This window comes from Solwaraspora sp. WMMA2101 (assembly GCF_049179175.1).
In the GTDB taxonomy this organism is placed as follows: Bacteria; Actinomycetota; Actinomycetes; order Mycobacteriales; family Micromonosporaceae; genus Micromonospora_E.
Map to the genome: position 1 here is coordinate 5,312,500 of NZ_JBMHMA010000006.1, position 17,981 is coordinate 5,330,480.

The 17,981-nt window shown below is 71.5% G+C and carries 20 protein-coding genes; 15 read left to right on the forward strand and 5 right to left on the reverse strand.

Annotation, left to right across the window (positions count from 1 at the left end):
- The first annotated feature begins 127 nt into the window (after positions 1 to 127).
- Positions 128 to 406 (forward strand): GlsB/YeaQ/YmgE family stress response membrane protein, encoded by a 279-nt coding sequence (locus ACN28F_RS25190; protein ID WP_289210334.1) that lies wholly within the window; start codon positions 128 to 130, stop codon positions 404 to 406.
- Positions 407 to 590: 184 nt separating this feature from the next.
- On the opposite strand, the gene ACN28F_RS25195 is transcribed toward ACN28F_RS25190, so the two are convergent.
- From ACN28F_RS25195 to ACN28F_RS25205, 3 genes are all read right to left on the reverse strand, one after another.
- The gene (locus ACN28F_RS25195; RefSeq protein WP_289210335.1) at positions 591 to 1,493 is read right to left on the reverse strand and encodes a phytanoyl-CoA dioxygenase family protein; all 903 of its coding nucleotides are present in this window, start codon (positions 1,491 to 1,493) and stop codon (positions 591 to 593) included.
- Between the two features lie 260 nt (positions 1,494 to 1,753).
- The gene (locus ACN28F_RS25200) at positions 1,754 to 2,644 is read right to left on the reverse strand and encodes a hypothetical protein (protein WP_421361499.1); all 891 of its coding nucleotides are present in this window, start codon (positions 2,642 to 2,644) and stop codon (positions 1,754 to 1,756) included.
- Positions 2,645 to 2,736: 92 nt separating this feature from the next.
- Positions 2,737 to 3,546: an enoyl-CoA hydratase-related protein gene (locus tag ACN28F_RS25205; RefSeq protein ID WP_289210336.1), complete on the reverse strand. Its 810-nt coding sequence runs from the start codon at positions 3,544 to 3,546 to the stop codon at positions 2,737 to 2,739.
- Positions 3,547 to 3,564: 18 nt separating this feature from the next.
- Between ACN28F_RS25205 and hemW the strand changes: the two genes are divergently transcribed.
- Positions 3,565 to 4,788 carry a radical SAM family heme chaperone HemW gene (hemW, locus tag ACN28F_RS25210; RefSeq protein ID WP_289210337.1) on the forward strand — a complete coding sequence of 408 codons (1,224 nt, stop codon included), beginning with the start codon at positions 3,565 to 3,567 and terminating at the stop codon, positions 4,786 to 4,788.
- A 144-nt stretch (positions 4,789 to 4,932) separates the two neighbouring features.
- Here hemW and ACN28F_RS25215 read toward each other — a convergent pair whose 3' ends face one another.
- The gene (locus tag ACN28F_RS25215) at positions 4,933 to 5,499 is read right to left on the reverse strand and encodes a DUF4870 domain-containing protein (protein ID WP_289210338.1); all 567 of its coding nucleotides are present in this window, start codon (positions 5,497 to 5,499) and stop codon (positions 4,933 to 4,935) included.
- Between the two features lie 317 nt (positions 5,500 to 5,816).
- On the opposite strand from ACN28F_RS25215, the gene hrcA reads away from it, so the two are divergent.
- The 9 genes from hrcA (at position 5,817) to era (ending at position 13,613) form a co-directional block, all read left to right on the forward strand.
- Complete coding sequence (gene hrcA / locus ACN28F_RS25220; RefSeq protein ID WP_289210339.1) at positions 5,817 to 6,839, forward strand: heat-inducible transcriptional repressor HrcA; 1,023 nt, start codon at positions 5,817 to 5,819, stop codon at positions 6,837 to 6,839.
- A 71-nt stretch (positions 6,840 to 6,910) separates the two neighbouring features.
- Positions 6,911 to 8,044 (forward strand): molecular chaperone DnaJ, encoded by a 1,134-nt coding sequence (gene dnaJ, locus ACN28F_RS25225; RefSeq protein WP_282229387.1) that lies wholly within the window; start codon positions 6,911 to 6,913, stop codon positions 8,042 to 8,044.
- A 24-nt stretch (positions 8,045 to 8,068) separates the two neighbouring features.
- A complete protein-coding gene (locus ACN28F_RS25230; protein WP_289210340.1) occupies positions 8,069 to 8,812 on the forward strand; it encodes a 16S rRNA (uracil(1498)-N(3))-methyltransferase in 744 nt (247 codons plus the stop codon).
- 19 nt (positions 8,813 to 8,831) lie between these two features.
- Entirely contained in the window at positions 8,832 to 9,182 is a 351-nt protein-coding gene (locus ACN28F_RS25235; protein ID WP_289210341.1) for an HIT domain-containing protein, read from the forward strand.
- Between the two features lie 178 nt (positions 9,183 to 9,360).
- Positions 9,361 to 10,419 (forward strand): PhoH family protein, encoded by a 1,059-nt coding sequence (locus ACN28F_RS25240; protein ID WP_289210342.1) that lies wholly within the window; start codon positions 9,361 to 9,363, stop codon positions 10,417 to 10,419.
- Positions 10,420 to 10,434: 15 nt separating this feature from the next.
- On the forward strand, positions 10,435 to 10,902 hold the full coding sequence (gene ybeY / locus ACN28F_RS25245; RefSeq protein ID WP_289210343.1) for an rRNA maturation RNase YbeY: 468 nt from the start codon (positions 10,435 to 10,437) through the stop codon (positions 10,900 to 10,902).
- Positions 10,899 to 12,332, forward strand: coding sequence for a hemolysin family protein (locus tag ACN28F_RS25250; RefSeq protein ID WP_421359992.1), 1,434 nt, complete (start codon positions 10,899 to 10,901; stop codon positions 12,330 to 12,332). Before ybeY ends, ACN28F_RS25250 begins: the two co-directional genes overlap by 4 nt.
- Positions 12,325 to 12,702, forward strand: a complete 378-nt coding sequence (locus tag ACN28F_RS25255) for a cytidine deaminase (protein WP_289210884.1) — start codon at positions 12,325 to 12,327, stop codon at positions 12,700 to 12,702. The genes ACN28F_RS25250 and ACN28F_RS25255 overlap by 8 nt, the downstream gene beginning before the upstream one ends.
- Positions 12,699 to 13,613, forward strand: a complete 915-nt coding sequence (gene era, locus ACN28F_RS25260; RefSeq protein ID WP_289210344.1) for a GTPase Era — start codon at positions 12,699 to 12,701, stop codon at positions 13,611 to 13,613. Before ACN28F_RS25255 ends, era begins: the two co-directional genes overlap by 4 nt.
- 5 nt (positions 13,614 to 13,618) lie before the next feature.
- Here era and ACN28F_RS25265 read toward each other — a convergent pair whose 3' ends face one another.
- On the reverse strand, positions 13,619 to 14,413 hold the full coding sequence (locus ACN28F_RS25265) for a DUF4097 family beta strand repeat-containing protein (protein ID WP_289210345.1): 795 nt from the start codon (positions 14,411 to 14,413) through the stop codon (positions 13,619 to 13,621).
- A 113-nt stretch (positions 14,414 to 14,526) separates the two neighbouring features.
- Here ACN28F_RS25265 and recO point away from each other — a divergent pair, with 113 nt between their 5' ends.
- The 4 genes from recO (at position 14,527) to ACN28F_RS25285 (ending at position 17,959) form a co-directional block, all read left to right on the forward strand.
- The gene (recO, locus tag ACN28F_RS25270) at positions 14,527 to 15,297 is read left to right on the forward strand and encodes a DNA repair protein RecO (protein ID WP_289210346.1); all 771 of its coding nucleotides are present in this window, start codon (positions 14,527 to 14,529) and stop codon (positions 15,295 to 15,297) included.
- Positions 15,298 to 15,299: 2 nt separating this feature from the next.
- Complete coding sequence (locus ACN28F_RS25275) at positions 15,300 to 16,106, forward strand: isoprenyl transferase (RefSeq protein ID WP_421359995.1); 807 nt, start codon at positions 15,300 to 15,302, stop codon at positions 16,104 to 16,106.
- Positions 16,107 to 16,398: 292 nt separating this feature from the next.
- On the forward strand, positions 16,399 to 16,650 hold the full coding sequence (locus tag ACN28F_RS25280; protein ID WP_421359997.1) for a hypothetical protein: 252 nt from the start codon (positions 16,399 to 16,401) through the stop codon (positions 16,648 to 16,650).
- A gap of 223 nt (positions 16,651 to 16,873) precedes the next feature.
- A complete protein-coding gene (locus ACN28F_RS25285; RefSeq protein WP_289210349.1) occupies positions 16,874 to 17,959 on the forward strand; it encodes a FecCD family ABC transporter permease in 1,086 nt (361 codons plus the stop codon).
- Positions 17,960 to 17,981: the final 22 nt, after the last annotated feature.

Genomic DNA, 17,981 nt, shown 5'->3' on the forward strand with positions numbered 1-17,981 from the left:
GCCGGTGGCGCACGGATGGGCGCGAAGATGCACACCTGCGGACGATGAACCGGTTTGGTTGTCGGGATGGCTGGGAACTTGACGGTCACCAAGGACAACACGACATCTCCGACAAGGAGGCAGGAAAATGACCGTTGCCGGCATTCTCTCCGCGCTCATCATCGGCCTGATCATCGGCGCGCTCGGGCGCCTGGTGGTCCCCGGGAAGCAGAACATCCCGATCTGGCTGACCATGCTGATCGGTGTCGGCGCCGCGCTGCTGGGCACCGTGATCGCCCGGGCCGCTGGCTTCGCCACCACCGCCGGGTTCGACTGGCGGGAGTTCTTCCTCCAGGTCCTGCTCGCCGCGGTGGGTGTCGCGCTGGTGGTCGGCGTCAGCGGCCGGCGCAGCGTGAGCCGGTACTGACCCGGGCGGTACCGGCCGAGACGTGCCGAAGAACCGTCCGACGGACAGGCAGCGGGCCTGTCGGCGGCACCCAACCGGATCTTCCGGTACGGTCGCCGCCGACAGGCCCGCTTCGTTCGGTCTGACCAGCGCCCCGGGTCGTCCGGTGTGATCAGCGGTGCCGGTCAGCTGTCAGCGGTGCCGGTCAGCGCAGCCAGGGGATGCTGCGGTCGAGCAGGCCGCGCTCCTTGAGCTCCTTGCGCAGCGGGATCTCGTCGTCGATGTAGCCGTTCCAGTTGATGCCCCAGTAGTTGGCGGTGTGCGTGCCCTCGCCGAGCAGCTGGCGCTGCACCGGGGTGCGGTTGGCCCACCAGGGTCCGTCCTTGTCCAGCGGCATGTCGTCCAGCGGCCGGATCCAGCGGTACGTGTACCCGATAAAGAGCATCTTGCGGGTGACCGTCGACAGGTTCGTCGACCGGGAGTGCCACTGGCGGCGGTCGAAGATGAACGCGTCACCCGGGTTCGCGGTGATCTCCACGGTCCCTTCCGGGTCCGGGTTCTGCACCGTCAGGTCGTCCGGCCGGGGCAGCGAGTTCCACAGGTGGCTGCCGGGGATGACCTTGGTCGCGCCCCGGCCGTTCTCCGACAGGTCGGACAGGACGTAGGCCACCTTCAGCGAGAACATCGGCCGGGGCAGGTTCGGGTCCATCGTCTCGGGGTCCGAGTTCTGCCGGTAGCCGTCCTGGTGCCACCCCCAGTAGGGCTTCTCCGGCTCCAGCGCCGGCGGCGTGACGTCCAGGTGGTTGTGATGGGTGTAGATGTTCCAGCCGGCCAGCCCCCACATGTAGGGGAAGGCGATCGGGTGGGTGAGCAGGTCGCCGAAGAGCTCGTCACGCTCCAGGAAGCCGAGCAGGTGCAGGGTGCCGTCGGCGGTGGTGTTGCCGGCCGCCTTCTCCTCGGCGTACACCCGGTCCACCGCCGCCTCGAGCGCCGCCCGGTGGTCCTCGGTGAGCACGTTGCGCAGCAGCAGGAAACCTTGCTCGCGGAATTCTTTCCGGTCGATGTCACTGATTGCTTCGTAACCGGTTCGCCCACCGTAATCGAACACAGCTGTCCCGTCCCGTCGAGTTGATTCAGCCCGTAATGGGCCCGGCGAACGGTGATCGTAGCCCGCAGACCTCCGCGCTGTGCACGTCGCTTGCTGGCAAATCTCCGAGGCGCCCCATCATCGGGCGGGACATCCACCAATTGTGATTCGGCGATTACTTAACGCCATCTTGATGCTGAAGATTGTTGCTTTACAAGCTTTATGCCGGATTTTGCGCTAACCGTCTGTTAAGGAATGCAACCTGTTCGGGGGTCGGCCCGTCAGGCGAAGACCTCCGCTACGACCTGTCCCGTCTGCCCGTCACCGTCGGAAATCGACGACCAACCACCCTCTTCGGCAGTCCATTCCTGATCAGCGAAGGTGACCCTTTTGACGCCGTGATCTGTGGCGTGCGAAACGAGCCAATGGGCGTACCGCCAACCGGCCTGCTGGTCGTCCGCCGCGACACTCAGCCCGGGGGCCTCCAGCGCGGACAGGACGGTCTCCAGATCACCCCAGTCCAGCCGCAGGCCGTCGGTGAGCGCCGCCGTGGCCGCGACGCCGCGCAACACCGGATCCCGGTCGACCGAGCAGGACACCGCCCCTGTCGCCTCACCCAGCAGCGCGGCGGTCAGCACCTGCGACTCGTCGGCCCACTTCTCGTACGCCTCGGGAAACGCCGACCGCTGGACCGCCTGCGCCGCATCGGTCACCCGCATGTCCTGCCAGCCACGGACCCGTTCCAGGCCCGTGTAGAAGGCGTTCGTGGCGTACCGGGTGTCCATGATCTGCTCCACGGTGCCCCAGCCCTGGCTGGGGCGCTGCTGGAACAGCCCCACCGAATCCCGGTCGCCGCCGGTCAGGTTGCGCAGCTTCGACTCCTGGAACCCGGTCGCCAGTGCGACGACCACCGCCCGTGGCGGCAACCCCCGCTGTACGCCGATCGCCGCGATCGTCGCCGCGTGCGCCATCTGCTCCGGGTCCAGCGTCACCCGGCGCAACTGCTCCGCGCCGGCCCCGGGCATGGAGTCGGGCAGTTCGACGACGCAACCCCGCGCCGCCCCGGGAAGCGACAGGTCACCGATCCACCGGCCCAGACCCACGCCACCGAGCAGAACGACCACCGCCAGCACCGCGACCACGACCAGCAACGTCCGAGCCCGCACCGTCACCCCCAGTTGAAACTGCTGGGACCTTTGGTACACCAGTGAGCAATGTGCCGTCCAGCCACGGCGGAGCCGGTGCCGGCGGCGGCACTACGCGGTTACCACGTCGCGCCGCCCGGTACCCACCACGGGGCACGCTTTTCCCGGAAGGCCCGGACGCCCTCGCGGCCCTCGTCGGACAGGAAGTAGTCGGTGGAGATCTCCCGCAACGCGGCCACGTCGTCGCGGAAGTCGTCCGGTGCCGTACGGCGTAGCAGCTGTTTGGTTCCGGCGAGCGCCGTCGGCGCGCCCCGCACCAGGTCGGCGCAGACGGCGGCCACCGTGGCGTCCAGCGCCTCGGCGGGGACCGCTGCGCTGACCAGGCCGACCTGCTGCGCCCGTCGCCCGTCGAAGACCTCCCCGGTCAGGTACAGCTGCGCCGCCGCCCGGCGGTCCAGCCTGCGCAGCACGCTCGCGGAGATCACCGCAGGCACCACCCCGAGGCGTACCTCGGTGAATGCGAAGGTCGCGGCGGCGTCGCAGACGGCGATGTCGGCGGCGGCCAGCAGGCCCAGCCCACCGGCCCGGGCCGGGCCGCCGACCCGGGCGACCACCGGCTTCGGGCACTCCCAGACGGCGGCCAGCACGTCGCCGAGCATCGCCACCGGGACCTGGCGGGACTCGTACGCCCGTTGGGTCTCGGCCAGGTCGGCCCCGGAGCAGAAGACCGGGCCCTCGTGGCTGAGCACCACGACCCGGACCTGTGGATCGTCGACGGCCGCCGCCAGCGCGGCGAGGAGCTGGGTCATCAACGGGGTGGACAACGCGTTGCGGTTGGCCGGGCTGTCCAGGGTGATGGTGGCGATCCCGGCGGCGGTGGCCGTCCGGATCATCGGCTGCGCGGACCTGGTGGGTCGGGGCTCGTCCATGCCGGGCAGACTAGCCGTATGCCTGGAGCCCTCCCCGCCGGCGAGCCGGTGCCCGCCGACGGCGTGCTGCCGGCGTCCGCCCTCGCCACAACCGGCGACCACGGGTTCGGGGTGTACGTGCACGTCCCGTTCTGCGCTGTCCGGTGCGGCTACTGCGACTTCAACACCTACACCCCGACGGAGCTCGGTGGCGGCGTACCGGCCGACAGCTACCTCGACGCCGTACTGGCCGAACTCGACCTGGCCGGCCGGGTCCTGGCCGACCGACCGCCCCGGCAGGTCGACACGGTCTTCGTCGGCGGCGGTACGCCCAGCCTGCTGCCCGCCGACGACCTGGCCCGGCTGCTCGACGCGATCGACACCACCTGGGGGCTGGCGGCCGACGCCGAGGTCACCACCGAGGCCAACCCCGAGTCGGTCACCCCGGCGTCGCTGCGGGCGCTGCGCCGGGCCGGCTACACCCGGATCTCCCTCGGGATGCAGTCGACGGCACCGGCCGTCCTCGCCGTCCTGGACCGCACGCACGCGCCGGGGCGGGCGGTGGCCGCCGCCCAGGAGGCCCGCGCGGCCGGGTTCGACCGGGTCAATCTGGATCTGATCTACGGTACGCCGGGGGAGCGCCCCGAGGACTTCGCCGACTCGCTGGCCGCCGTGCTGGCCGCCGGTGCCGACCACGTCAGCGCGTACGCGCTGATCGTGGAGGACGGCACCCGGCTCGCCGCCCGGATGCGTCGCGGCGAGCTGCCCTACCCCGACGACGACGTGGCCGCCGACCGCTACCTCGCCGCCGACGAGACCCTCGACGCGGCCGGGTTCGCCTGGTACGAGGTCTCCAACTGGGCGAACTCGGCCGACGCCCGGTGCCGGCACAATCTGCTCTACTGGACCGGCGGCGACTGGTGGGGGCTCGGCCCGGGGGCGCACAGCCACGTGGGCGGGGTCCGCTGGTGGAACGTCAAGCATCCGACGGCGTACGCGCGGCGGCTCGCCGACGGTCAGTCGCCGGGGCAGGGTCGGGAGCTGCTCACCGACGCCGAGCGGCACATGGAAGAGGTGATGCTGCGGCTGCGGCTGGCCGACGGGCTGCCGCTGGCCCGGCTGTCGGCGGCCGGTCGTGTCGCGGCCGGGCGGGCCGCCGCCGCCGGGCTGGTCGACCCCGTCGTCTTCGCTGCCGGGCAGGCGGTGCTCACCCTGCGTGGACGGCTGCTGGCTGACGGGGTCGTGCGGGACCTGCTCGGCTGACCGGCGGTTCAGCTCCGGTGCCCCGACCCGGTCGCCTCCACCGCGTCCCCGGCCCGCACCGGATCCCGACCGGAAATGGCCGCGCCCGGATCCTGTCGGGAAGAGGCCGCCCCCGGATTCCGTCGGAACCCGGGGGCGCCGGTGTCACTTGATGAAGTTCGCCGACATCGGGTACTTGTACAGCGCACCTTCGTTGGCCTTCACCCCGGCGATGACGCCGAAGATGATCTGGATCGCGAAGGCCACGATGCTCGGGATGAACAGCAGGCACCAGCTGATGAACAACAGCACGAAGGCGATGCCCGACCAGAGGATCTGGAAGTTCAGCGCGGCGAGCGCGTGCGCCCGCACGGCCGGGGACTGCTGACCCTTGGCCAGGTAGGCGATCAGCGGGCCGACGAAGCCGAGCGGACCGAAGCTGATGAACGCGCCGAGCGCGCCACCGAAGTGGGCGATCAGCGCCCAGGTCTTCTCGTCGTTGTTGGCGTAGCCAGCCGGGGGTGGACCTCCATACGCCGGACCGCCGGGCGGGTAGCCGCCCGGAGGTGGGTAGCCGCCCGGCGGGTTCTCGCCGCCGGGCGGCGGGACGTATCCGGGAGAGGAGGCCTCGCCCGGCATCGAGTAGGACGCGGGGGGTGGTGGCGGAGAGGTCGGGTCCGGCGGCGTGCCGCCGAAGCCGCTCTCTCCTGGTGGGCGAGGTGGTTCAGTCATGCCCGTCACGGTAGGGGGGCGGATCAAGTCATGCCAGCTAGCCCTGCCGACGAATTTGTCCACCGGACAGCTCGACTTGACTGCCCGCCCGGGGCAGTGGGACCGCCCACAACGATGAAATGTCGGGTATCGGAAACACTGTCCCCGTTCGCTATGGCCCGGCGAACTGATCGTCGCCACCCCGGCCGCGGGGACGTATGCTGGCACTCACAATCGGCGAGTGCCAGCACCACAGGTGATTCGGTCCGCCCCGTGCGGTACCCGGTCGGGACCACACCCGGTCGGCGTACCGCCGACGTGTCGCCAGGAGGTGGGGAATGGGTCTGGACGATCGCAAACTCGACGTGCTCCGGGCGATCGTGGAGGACTACGTCGCCACCCAGGAGCCGGTCGGCAGCAAGGCCCTCGTCGAGCGACACCAGCTGGGTGTGTCGCCGGCCACCGTCCGCAACGACATGGCCGTGCTGGAGGAGGAGGGCTACATCCGCCAGCCGCACACCAGCGCGGGCCGGGTGCCGACCGATCGCGGTTACCGCCTGTTCGTTGACCGGTTGTCCCGGGTGAAGCCGCTGAGCCCCGCCGAGCGGCGGGCGATCGAGCGGTTCCTGGTCGGCGCGGTCGACCTCGACGACGTCGTGCACCGGACCGTACGGTTGCTGGCCCAGTTGACCCGGCAGGTGGCGGTGGTGCAGTACCCGAGCCTGTCCCGCTCCGCCGTGCGGCACCTGGAGCTGGTGCCGATCTCGACGACCCGGCTGATGCTCGTCCTGATCGTCGACACCGGCCGGGTCGAGCAACGCCTCGTCGAGCTGCCGGCGCCGATCAGCGCCGACGACGTGACCGACCTGCGTCGGCTGGTCAACGAGAAACTCGGTGGGTGTCGGCTGTCCGACACCCCGCCGTTGGTCCAGGCGCTCGTCGACGAGGCGTCCCCGACGCTGCGACCGGCGATGACGACGCTGTCGACCGTGCTGCTGGAGACGCTGGTCGAACGGCACGAGGAGCGGCTGGCGCTCGCCGGGACGGCTAACCTGACCAGAGGGGGACTGCTCGACTTCCAGGGCTCCCTGCGCCCGATACTAGAGGCACTGGAGGAGGAGGTCGTGCTGCTCAAGCTGATCGGCGAGGTCGAGCCGAGCACGCTTCGGGTACGCATCGGTGACGAGAACGAGATCGACAACCTGCGGGCCGCGTCAGTGGTCAGCACCGGCTACGGCCCGGGTGCCACCATCGTCGGTGGCCTCGGCGTACTCGGCCCGACCCGGATGGACTACCCCGGCACGATCGCCACGGTCCGCGCCGTGGCACGCTACGTCGGCGATCTGCTGGCGCAGAACTGACCGGCGAGCAGGATCACAACTGACCCGGCGAACTGGACACGCGAGACTGACACATGAGGACACCGAACGCAGTGGCCAAGGACTATTACGGGATTCTCGGCGTGAGCCGGGACGCCTCCGCTGACGACATCAAACGGGCCTACCGCAAGCTGGCCCGGCAGTACCACCCGGACGTCAATCCGGACCCGGCGGCGGCTGACAAGTTCAAGGACATCAACGCCGCGTACGAGGTGCTCTCCGACGACCAGAAACGGCAGATCGTCGACCTCGGCGGTGACCCGCTCGCGCCCGGCGGCGGCCCTGGTGGCGGCCCGGGCGGTGCCGGACCGTTCGTCGGCTTCCAGGACATCATGGACGCCTTCTTCGGGGCCGCCGCCGGCTCCCGGGGGCCGCGTTCGCGGACCCGGCCCGGTGCCGACGCGATCCTGCGTCTGGAGCTGGACCTGACCGAGACCGCCTTCGGGGTGGAGGCACCGATCACCGTCGACACGGCGGTGATCTGCACCACCTGCACCGGGGCCGGTACGGCGGCCGGCACCCACCTGGCGACCTGCGAGGCCTGCGGTGGGCGCGGCGAGGTCCAGTCCGTCCAGCGCACCTTCCTCGGCCAGGTGGTCTCCTCCAAGCCCTGCGTGGCCTGCCAGGGCTACGGCACGGTGATCCCGCACCCCTGCCCGACCTGCGCCGGCGACGGCCGGGTCCGGACCCGGCGGTCGCTCACCGTCAAGATCCCGGCCGGGGTGGAGGACGGCATGCGGATCCGCCTCGCTCAGCAGGGCGAGGTCGGTCCGGGCGGCGGCACCGCCGGCGACCTCTACGTCGAGATCCACGAGCGGCCGCACGACGTCTACTCGCGCAAGGGCGACGACCTGCACTGCCGGGTCACCGTACCGATGACCGCCGCCGCGCTGGGCACCCGGCTGACCATCCGGACCCTGGACAGCGACGAACCGGTGGACGTCAAGCCCGGCACCCAGCCCGGCGCGACCCTGCGGTTGCGCGGTCGGGGGGTGCCCCACCTGCGCGGCACCGGGCGCGGTGACCTGTACGTCCACCTCGACGTGCGGACCCCGACCAAGCTCGACGCCGAGCAGGAGCGGACGCTGCGCGAGTTCGCCAAGGCGCGGGGCGAGGAGGTCGCCGAGCTGACCAAGCAGGGCGGCTTCTTCTCCCGGATGCGCGACGCGTTCAACGGCCACGGCTGACGGCTGGCCGGGGCCGGGCGCGAGGTGAGCGCACCACTGTTCCTCGTCGACCGGCTGCCGGACGGCCCGACGTACACCCTCGACGGGGCCGAGGGCCGGCACGCCGCGACCGTCACCCGGCTGCAGGTCGGGCAGCGGCTGCTGCTCACCGACGGGCGCGGCGGCACCGCGTCCGCCGAGGTGACGGCGGTCGGCCGGCACAGCCTGGACCTGCGGGTGACCGACACCGACCTGACGCCCCCCGCCGATCCCCGGCTGGTGGTCGTGCAGGGCATCGCCAAGGGTGACCGTGGCGAGTTGGCGGTGCAGGCGATGACCGAGGTCGGGGTGGACGAGGTCGTCCCGTGGGCGGCGGCCCGTTCGGTGACCCGTTGGCGCGACGAGCGGGGGGCGCGGTCCCGGCAGCGGTGGGTGAGTACCGCCCGGGAAGCGGCGAAACAGGCCCGTCGGCCCTGGCTGCCCGACATCGGCGGTACGGACGACCGGCCGGCGGAGTCCACCGGCGCGGTCGTCGACCGGCTGGCGGGGGCCGACGCCGCGTTCGTGCTGCACGAGTCGGCGCGACGCCCGTTGACCGGGGTCGACCTGCCGGCCACCGGCACCGTCGTGCTCGTGGTGGGTCCCGAGGGCGGGGTGGACGACGCCGAGTTGGCCGCTTTCGCCGCGTGCGGTGCCGAGGCGGTGCGGTTGGGCCCGCAGGTGCTGCGGACCTCCACGGCGGGCGTCGCGGCGTTGGCCGTCCTGTCCGCGCGGCTCGGCCGCTGGTAGAGCCGCTACCATCCGTGACGTGAGTGACAACTGTGTCTTCTGTCGGATCGCCGCCGGTGAACTGCCGACGCCGCTGGTGTACGCCGGCCGTAACACCGTCGCGTTCCGCGACCTGCACCCGCAGGCACCCAGCCACCTGCTGGTCATCCCGAAGCAGCACCACCCGGATGTCGCCGCGTTGGCGGCCGCCGACCCGGCGGTGGCGGGCGAGGTGCTGGCCACCGCCGCCGCCGTGGCCGAGGCCGAAGGGCTGCTCGCGGACGGCTTCCGGCTGATCTTCAACACCGGGCGGTACGCCGGCCAGGAGGTCTTCCACGTGCACGCCCACGTGCTCGGCGGTGCCCCGCTGGGCCCGATGGTGTCGCGGTGACCGACCCGGCGACGACGGCGTGGAACCCGGCGACGACAGCGTGGAGGACGACGGCGTGGAAATGGACACGGTGCGTCCGACGTTGAGCGGATACGATAGGGAACAATCCGCTCGCCACGGCCGCTCAGGGCCGGGGCGCTGAGATGGAAGCAGGTGCGAAAGGCCCTCAGGCCGACCCATGACCGGCACTCCACCTCCCGGGCAGGCCCGGGTGCAGACCAGGATCACCGTCCCGGATCCGCAGATCATGGTCAACCTGCTCGGTGCAGGCGACGAGATCCTGCGGTTGGTCGAGCAGTCCGTCGCCAGCGACGTGCACGTGCGCGGCAACGAGATCACCATCACGGGCGTACCGGCGGACAACGCCGTGGCCGAGCGGCTCTTCAGCGAACTGCTCGAGCTCATCGCCAAGGGCGAGACGTTGAGCACCGACGCGGTCCGCCGTACCGTCGGCATGCTCGCCCAGGGCGGCACCGAGCGCCCGGCGGACGTCCTCACCCTCAACATCCTGTCCCGTCGCGGCCGGACCATCCGGCCGAAGACGCTCGGCCAGAAACGGTACGTCGACGCGATCGACGCGCACACCATCGTCTTCGGCATCGGCCCCGCCGGCACCGGCAAGACCTACCTGGCGATGGCCAAGGCGGTGCAGGCACTGCAGGCCAAGCAGGTCAACCGGATCATCCTGACCCGGCCGGCGGTCGAAGCGGGGGAGCGGCTCGGGTTCCTGCCGGGCACGCTGTTCGAGAAAATCGACCCGTACCTGCGTCCGCTCTACGACGCGCTGCACGACATGCTCGACCCCGACTCCATCCCGAAGCTGATGGCGGCCGGCACCATCGAGGTCGCGCCGCTGGCGTACATGCGGGGGCGCACGCTCAACGACGCCTTCATCATTCTCGACGAGGCGCAGAACACCACCGCCGAGCAGATGAAGATGTTCCTGACCCGGCTCGGCTTCGGCTCCCGGATCGTGGTCACCGGTGACATCACCCAGGTCGACCTGCCCGGCGGCACGACCAGCGGGCTGCGGACGGTACGGGAGATCCTCACCGGCCTCGACGACGTGCACTTTGCCCAGCTGTCCAGCACCGACGTGGTACGCCACCGCCTGGTCAGCGACATCGTGGACGCCTACGCCCGCTGGGACGCCGACCGCGAGGCACAGCAGAATCAGGGCGTCCACGCGGTCCAGGGCCGGACCGCCCACGGCGGCCGGGCGAACCGGCGCCGATAGAGCTTCGGGAGAGACATGTCCATCGAGATCGCCAACGAGTCCGGGGTCGAGGTCGACACCGACGCGGTGCTCGCCGTGGCCCGCCACGCGCTGGACGAAATGGGCGTCAACCCGCTCGCGGAGCTGTCGTTGCTGCTCGTCGACCACGACTACATGGCCGAGCTCAACCACCGCTGGATGGGTGGCGACGGGCCGACCGACGTGTTGGCGTTCCCGATGGACGAGGGCAGCGTCGACCATGGGCCGGGCGAGTCCAGCCCGGGTGAGCCCGGCCTGCTCGGCGACATCGTGCTCTGCCCCGAGGTGGCCGCCAAGCAGGCTGCCGCCGCCGGCCACGCCGCCGCCGCCGAGCTGCACCTGCTCACCGTGCACGGCGTACTGCACCTGCTCGGCTACGACCATGCCGAGCCGGACGAGGAACGCGAGATGTTCGACCTGCAGGCCCGCCTGCTCTACAGCTGGAAGGAAGCCCGGGCCAAGTGAACCCAGGCCATCTGTCCGGCACCCCGCTGGCCGCCACGGCCGGCGCCGCGGGGCTGCCGGACCTGCAACTGCTGATCTTCGCTGCCGGCCTGGTGGTACTGGCCGGGATCATCGCGATGACCGAGGCGGCGCTGGTCGTCGTCTCGCCGGCCCGGGCGGCCGAGATGGCCCGGGACGGCAGCCGCAGCGCCCGCGCCCTGCAACTGGTCGCGGCCGACGCCGTCCGTCACGTCAACCTGCTGTTGCTGCTGCGGCTGCTCTGTGAGCTGACCGCCACCACCCTGGTCGCCCTCGTCGCCGTCGACACCTTCGGCGCCGGCTGGACGGCCGCACTGGTGACCGCGGGCGCGATGACCGTGGTCAGTTTCGTCGTCGTCGGGGTCGGCCCGCGTACGATCGGCCGCCAGCACGCGTTCGCGGTGGCCCGGGCCACCGCCCCGCTGGTGCGCGGGCTGGGGCGGGCGTTGAACCCGCTGGCGTCGCTGCTGATCCTGATCGGCAACGCGGTGACCCCGGGCAAGGGCTTCCGGGAGGGACCGTTCGCCACCCAGATCGAGCTGCGGGAGCTGGTCGACCTGGCCGAGCAGCGCGGCGTCGTCGAGCACGGCGAGCGGCAGATGATCCACTCCGTCTTCGCGCTCGGCGACACCATCGCCCGCGAGGTGATGGTGCCGCGGACCGAGATGGTGTGGATCGAGCGGCACAAGACGCTGCGGCAGGCGCTGGCGCTGTTCCTTCGCTCCGGCTTCTCCCGGATCCCGGTCATCGGTGACAACGTCGACGACGTACTCGGCATCATCTATCTCAAGGACGTCGTGCGTCGGGCCCAGTCCGGCGGCCCCGACGGCGACGAACTGCCGGTGGTCGAGCTGATGCGACCGGCGACCTTCGTCCCCGAGTCGAAACCCGTCGACGACCTGCTCTCCGAGATGCAGGCCGCGCGGACCCACATGGTCGTGGTGGTCGACGAGTACGGCGGCACCGGCGGGCTGGTGACCATCGAGGACATCCTGGAGGAGATCGTCGGTGAGATCACCGACGAGTACGACGACGAGCGGCCGCCGGTCGAGCGGCTCGACGACGGCCGGGTCCGGGTGACCGCCCGGCTGCCGGTCGAGGATCTCGGTGAGCTGTTCGACGCCGACGTCACCGACGACGAGGTGGAGACGGTCGGCGGGTTGATGGCCCACGTGCTCGGCCGGGTGCCGATCCCCGGTGCGCAGATCACCGTCGCCGGACTGCAGCTGATCGCCGAGGGCACCACCGGCCGCCGCAACCGGGTCGACACGGTCCTGGTGACCCGGGTCGCCAGCGCCGACGACGATCCGCCGGCCGGCCGGCGGGCCGGCGGCGAGCCGGCGGCCGGGCGCGACGACCACCGTACCGACGAATCGATCCGTACCGAGGAGAGGCAGCATGCCGATGCCTGAGTCGCCGAGCGCCCCGAACGGGTCGCAGGCCGCGCCGCCGATCAGCGACGAGGACGCCAAGCTCGTCGTCCTGGCCCGCAGTGCGCGGGCCCGGATCGGCGCCGCCGAAGGCGCGGCGGTACGCGACCAGGACGGTCGGACGTACGCCGGGGCGAACGTCGCGCTGCCGTCGTTGACCCTCACCGCGTTGCAGCTGGCGGTCGCCTCGGCGGTGGCGTCCGGCGCGACCCGGTTGGAGGCCGCCGCCGTGGTCACCGAGGCGTCGACGTTGGACGGTGCCGGGCACGCGGTCGTGCGTGACCTGGCCACCGACGCCCCTGTGCATGTCGCCGCACCGGACGGGTCGCTGCTCGGTACGGTGCTGCAGTGACCTCCCGTCGGTCGGCGTCCGCTGATCCGGCAGCGGCGTTCCGGGCCGGCTTCGCCTGTTTCGTCGGCCGGCCCAACGCCGGCAAATCGACACTGACCAACGCGATCGTCGGCCAGAAGATCGCGATCACGTCCAACAAGCCGCAGACCACCCGGCACGTGATCCGGGGTGTGCTGCACCAGCCGCAGTCCCAACTGGTCCTGGTGGACACGCCCGGCCTGCACCGGCCCCGCACGCTGCTCGGCGAGCGGCTCAACGACCTGGTCCGGCAGACCTGGAGCGAGGTCGACGTGATCGGCCTGTGCATTCCCGCCGACGAGGTGCCCGGTCGGGGCGACCGGTTCATCACCGCCGAGATCGCCGAGCTCAAGGCGACCGTGCTGGCCGTGGTGACCAAGACCGACCTGGTCGACCGGGGCCGGCTCGCCGAGCAACTGCTGGCCGTCAGCGAGCTGGGCGACTTCGCCGAGGTGGTGCCGGTCAGCGCCGCCACCGGCCACCAGGTGCAGACGTTGGTCGACGTGATGACCCGCTACCTGCCGCCGTCGCCCCGGCTCTACCCGGACGACATGCTCACCGACGAGCCCGAGCAGGTGCTGATCGGTGAGCTGATCCGGGAGGCGGCCCTGGAAGGGGTCCGCGACGAGCTGCCGCACTCGATCGCCGTCATCGTCGAGGAGATGATCCCCGAGGAGTCACTGATCCGGATCTTCGCCGACATCTACGTCGAACGACCGAGTCAGAAGGCCATCGTGATCGGTGCCGGAGGTAGCCGGCTACGTGACGTCGGCACCCGGTCACGGCGGGAGATCGAGCAGCTGCTCGACAGCCGGGTCTACCTCGACCTGCACGTACGGGTCGCCAAAGACTGGCAGCGCGACCCCCGGCAGCTGCGCAAGCTGGGATTCTGACCAGGTCACCGTTGGTCGATGGTGATGCTTCCGCTGCCGGTGCGGGCGTCGATCAGATGTTCGCCGTCGGCGGTGTCCGGGATCTCCACGTTGGCGGTGCCGGAGCCGGTCTCGGTGCGCACCCGGTAGCTGCCGGGCGGGACGGTGACGTGCACCGACCCACTGGCGGCCTCGGCCCGGACCGGTCCCGGGTCGGTCAGCGACAGGGTCACACTGCCTGATCCGGCTGTCGCCATCACCCCGCCGCCGCCGAGGTCACGGCCCTCGACGGAGCCGGAACCCGTGGTCACCGTCACCGGACCGGCGGCCCGGCTCACCGTGATGCCACCGGAGCCGCTCTGCGCGGTCACGTCACCGGTGGCTCCGTCGACCGTGACCGCACCGGAGCCCACCGACACCGACACCGACGCCACGTCGAAGAGCATCACCTGGCCGGAGCCGTTCTCGCCGCGCACCGACACGCCGGGTGGGGCGTCGATGTCGTACGAGACCCCGCACCGCCAGCCGCAGCCGGTGTCGAGCTCCAACACGGTGCCGTTGATCCGGTAGGTCGTCTCCGGCTCGGTGCGCTGGTAGCGCACCGTCCGACGAATCTCCACGGTGTCCCCGGGCCGGGTCCGCACGACCACGTCGCCGGCGCCGGCGGAGACGATGGCGATCTCGGCGATCTCGGCGGTTTCCGTGTGGCGGAAGTCCAGCCGCCGCTCGCCGACCGGGGCGCAGCCGGCCACGGCGACGATCAGCGTCGCCGCGAACACGGCGGCGGCGGTACGACTGCGGGCGTTACGAGGGCGAACCATGCGCCAGACGGTACGGCCGCCGTCGCGCCGAACACATCCGGCATGGTCACCGACCGGCCCCGGATCCCGACCCTGAGATCGGGTCAGGGTCGCCGGTCCGGGAGAATCGTCCGGTGCCCGGATACCGCCGCCAGCTCTACCGCGACGACGCGGTGGTGCTGCGAGTGCAGAAACTGGGCGAGTCCGACCGGATCATCACCCTGCTGACCCGCCGGCACGGCCGACTGCGGGCAGTGGCCCGGGGGGTACGCCGGACCACCTCCCGGTTCGGCGCCCGGCTGGAGCCGTTCGGTCACGTCGACCTGCAGATCGCCGGCAACCCGGACGGCGGCGGCAGTTCGCTGCACACGGTCAGCCAGGTCGAGGGACTGCACCTGTACGGCAAGCGGTTCCTCGGCGACTATCCGCGCTACACGGCGGCCAGCGCGATCGCCGAGACCGCCGAGCGGCTCACCCCGGTGGAACGCGAACCGTCCCTGCAACTGTTCCAGCTGACCCTCGGCGCGCTGCGGGCCCTCGCCGACGGCAGCCACGCCGGCACCCTGGTGCTCGACGCGTACCTGCTGCGCGGGATGGCGTTCGCCGGTTGGGCGCCGGCGCTGGTCGAGTGCGCCGTGTGCGGCAACCGGGGGCGGCACCGGGCGTTCTCCGTACCGGCCGGGGGGTGTGTCTGTCCGGACTGCCGGCCCCCCGGCGCGGCCCATCCGGCGCCGGCCACCATCGACCTGATGGCGGCCCTGGCCACCGGCGACTGGCAGGTGGCCGACGCCTCGGAGCCGGCCGCCCGCCGGGAGTGCAGCGGGCTGGTGGCGGCGCACCTGCAGTGGCATCTGGAGCGCGGGTTACGCTCGCTGCCGCTGGTCGACCGTTCCCCAGGAGACTGATCATGACCAAGGGCAGGGGCCTGCGCCCGCCGGTGGCACCCACTCCGCACCCGTCCGGTGCCCGGCCGCCGACGCTGCCGAAGCAGGCGCTGCCCGACCACGTGGCGATCGTCATGGACGGCAACGGCCGGTGGGCCAAGGACCGGGGTCTGCCCCGGACCAAGGGTCACGAGCAGGGCGAGTTCTCGCTGTTCGACACCGTCGAGGGCGCGATCGAGCTGGGGATCCCGTACCTGTCGGCGTACGCCTTCTCGACGGAGAACTGGCGGCGCTCGCCGGACGAGGTCCGTTTCCTGATGGGCTTCAACCGTGACGTCATCCGCCGTCGCCGCGACCAGTTGGTCGACCTGGGGGTACGGGTGGTGTGGTCGGGCCGGGCCGGCCGGTTGTGGAAGAGCGTGATCTCCGAGCTGCAGACCGCCGAGGAGATGTCCCGCCACAACAGCACGCTCACGCTGCAGTTCTGCGTGAACTACGGCGGGCAGGCCGAGATCGCCGACGCGGCGGCGGCGATCGCCCGGGACGTGGCGGCCGGCAAGGTCGACCCGGACCGGGTCAACGAGAAGATGCTGTCCCGCTACCTCTACCACCCTGAGGTGCCGGAGGTGGATCTGTTCCTGCGGCCGTCGGGGGAGCAGCGGACGTCGAACTTCATGCTCTGGCAGTCGGCCTACGCCGAGCTGGTCTTCCTGGACACGCTCTGGCCGGACTTCGACCGCCGGCACCTGTGGTACGCCTGCGAGCTGTACGCACAGCGGGACCGCCGGTTCGGCGGAGCGCTGCCCAACCCGGTCGCGCCCCAGGGCTGAGCGACCCTGCCGTCGGGGAAAACCGGGTGCGCCGGGGGAACACACCCGTTAGCGTGACGGTCATGCGCTTCTGACGCCCATTTTTCGCAGTGCCGCGACCGCTCGGCGGTCGCCGTCGATCCGTGCCGTGCGGGCTCCCGCCGCCGATCGGCACTGCGGGCGTCACGGTGTTCTCCGGCTGTCTGGTCCCGCCGTCGTGGACCTCGTCGGTGGCTGCGGCGCCCGTCCACCGCATCTCACCCGTCCCCGCCGCGGGTTCGCGTGGCGGTTCGCAGCCAGGAGGTCTTCTCATATGGCGCAACGACCAGAACGAGACACGACGACGCCCGGGTTCACCGTGCCCGAGGCCTCGGCGGGCGAACTCGCCCTGCCCGAGGTCGCCCTGCCTGAGGTCCCGCTGCCTGAGGTCGGCCTGCCCGTCGATGTTCGGCGGCCCGCCGCGCCGGGCTCCGGCCCGCAGGCCAGGGGTGCCCGCCCGGACCGGCTCTCCGGTCGGGGTCAGCGCTCCGGCAAGGGACGCAACTACCAGTTCCGGCGCAGCTGACCAGCTGGATCGGACCCTTCTGCCGACCAGCGGCGGAGGTGCTTCCCCGGCGGGTACGCCGCCCGCCGGGGAGTCCGCCGGGGAGGAGCCCCGGTGAACGGGTGTCGGCACCGGCCGACGTCGAGGTGAACAGTGGCTCACCGCCTTCCGATCGCTTGATCTTGCTGCTAGCTTTTTGCCAGATGTTTGCAACAGCAAGCTTGAGGCGCTTGGGGGTCCGACGGTGGCAGCCACCCTGCTGGCGACCCGGGCGGATCTGCTCGGCGTCGCCGCCCAGCGACGCCGGACCGGGCTCTGGCTGGCCGTCCTGACCGTCGGGCTGGTGGCCACCGCGCTGGTCGCGGTCGGCTCCGGTGCCATCGGGATCGCCCCGACGACCGTCGCCAGGATCATCGGACACCAGCTCGTCGGGCTGCCCGCCGAGGTGACCTGGAGCCTCCCGGAGCAGTCCATCGTCTGGCAGGTACGGCTGCCCCGGGTGCTGCTCGGCATGCTCGTCGGTGCCGGACTGGCGGTGTGCGGCGTGGCGTTGCAGGCGATGGTCCGCAACGTACTGGCCGACCCGTACCTGCTCGGCATCAACTCCGGCGCCTCCAGCGGCGCCGCCGCGGCGATCCTGTTCGGCGTGGGCGCCGGCTTCGGCCAGTACGCCCTCTCCGGCAGCGCTTTCCTGGGCGCGCTCGCCGCGTCGTTGCTGGTGTTCCTGATCGCCCGCAGCGGCGGCCGGGTGACCTCGCTGCGGCTGCTGCTGTCCGGCGTCGCCGTCGGCTACGCGCTCTACGCCACCACCAGCTTCCTGATCTTCGCCTCCGGCTCGGCCGAAGGCGCCCGGTCGGTGATGTTCTGGCTGCTCGGCTCGCTGGGCCTGGCCCGCTGGGACGCCCTGCTGGCGGTGGCCGCGGTGGTGCTGATCGGCACGACCGGCTACCTGACGATCGTCGGGCGGCGGCTCGACGTACTGGCCATCGGCGACGAGACCGCGCAGACCCTCGGGGTATCGCCGGACCGGTTCCGGCTGCGCCTGCTGGTCCTCGTCTCGCTCAGTGTCGGCGTGCTGGTCTCCGCCGCCGGCAGCATCGGCTTCGTCGGGCTCGTCGTACCGCACCTGGCCCGCCGGATCGTCGGCGCACCGCATGTCCGCGTCGTCCCGGTCGCCGCGCTGCTCGGCGCGATCCTGCTGGTCTGGGCCGACGTCCTCGCCCGGGTCCTGCTCGCCCCGCAGGAGATCCCGATCGGGATCATCACCGCCCTGCTCGGTGCGCCGTTCCTGCTCGTACTCATCCGCCGTCTGCACGCCACCGCCGCCTGACCACCTGCACGAACGTTCGAGG

What these genes read in the sequence shown, in the direction of transcription:
- ACN28F_RS25205 (WP_289210336.1), bottom strand. Translation starts at nt 3,546, where the DNA reads ATGGACGAGCCCCGACCCACCAGGTCCGCGCAGCCGATGATCCGGACG.
- ACN28F_RS25255 (WP_289210884.1), top strand. Translation starts at nt 12,325, where the DNA reads ATGCCTGAGTCGCCGAGCGCCCCGAACGGGTCGCAGGCCGCGCCGCCG.
- ACN28F_RS25280 (WP_421359997.1), top strand. Translation starts at nt 16,399, where the DNA reads ATGGCGCAACGACCAGAACGAGACACGACGACGCCCGGGTTCACCGTG.
- ybeY (WP_289210343.1), top strand. Translation starts at nt 10,435, where the DNA reads ATGTCCATCGAGATCGCCAACGAGTCCGGGGTCGAGGTCGACACCGAC.
- ACN28F_RS25265 (WP_289210345.1), bottom strand. Translation starts at nt 14,413, where the DNA reads ATGGTTCGCCCTCGTAACGCCCGCAGTCGTACCGCCGCCGCCGTGTTC.
- hrcA (WP_289210339.1), top strand. Translation starts at nt 5,817, where the DNA reads ATGGGTCTGGACGATCGCAAACTCGACGTGCTCCGGGCGATCGTGGAG.
- ACN28F_RS25240 (WP_289210342.1), top strand. Translation starts at nt 9,361, where the DNA reads ATGACCGGCACTCCACCTCCCGGGCAGGCCCGGGTGCAGACCAGGATC.
- ACN28F_RS25190 (WP_289210334.1), top strand. Translation starts at nt 128, where the DNA reads ATGACCGTTGCCGGCATTCTCTCCGCGCTCATCATCGGCCTGATCATC.
- ACN28F_RS25215 (WP_289210338.1), bottom strand. Translation starts at nt 5,499, where the DNA reads ATGACTGAACCACCTCGCCCACCAGGAGAGAGCGGCTTCGGCGGCACG.
- ACN28F_RS25275 (WP_421359995.1), top strand. Translation starts at nt 15,300, where the DNA reads ATGACCAAGGGCAGGGGCCTGCGCCCGCCGGTGGCACCCACTCCGCAC.
- hemW (WP_289210337.1), top strand. Translation starts at nt 3,565, where the DNA reads ATGCCTGGAGCCCTCCCCGCCGGCGAGCCGGTGCCCGCCGACGGCGTG.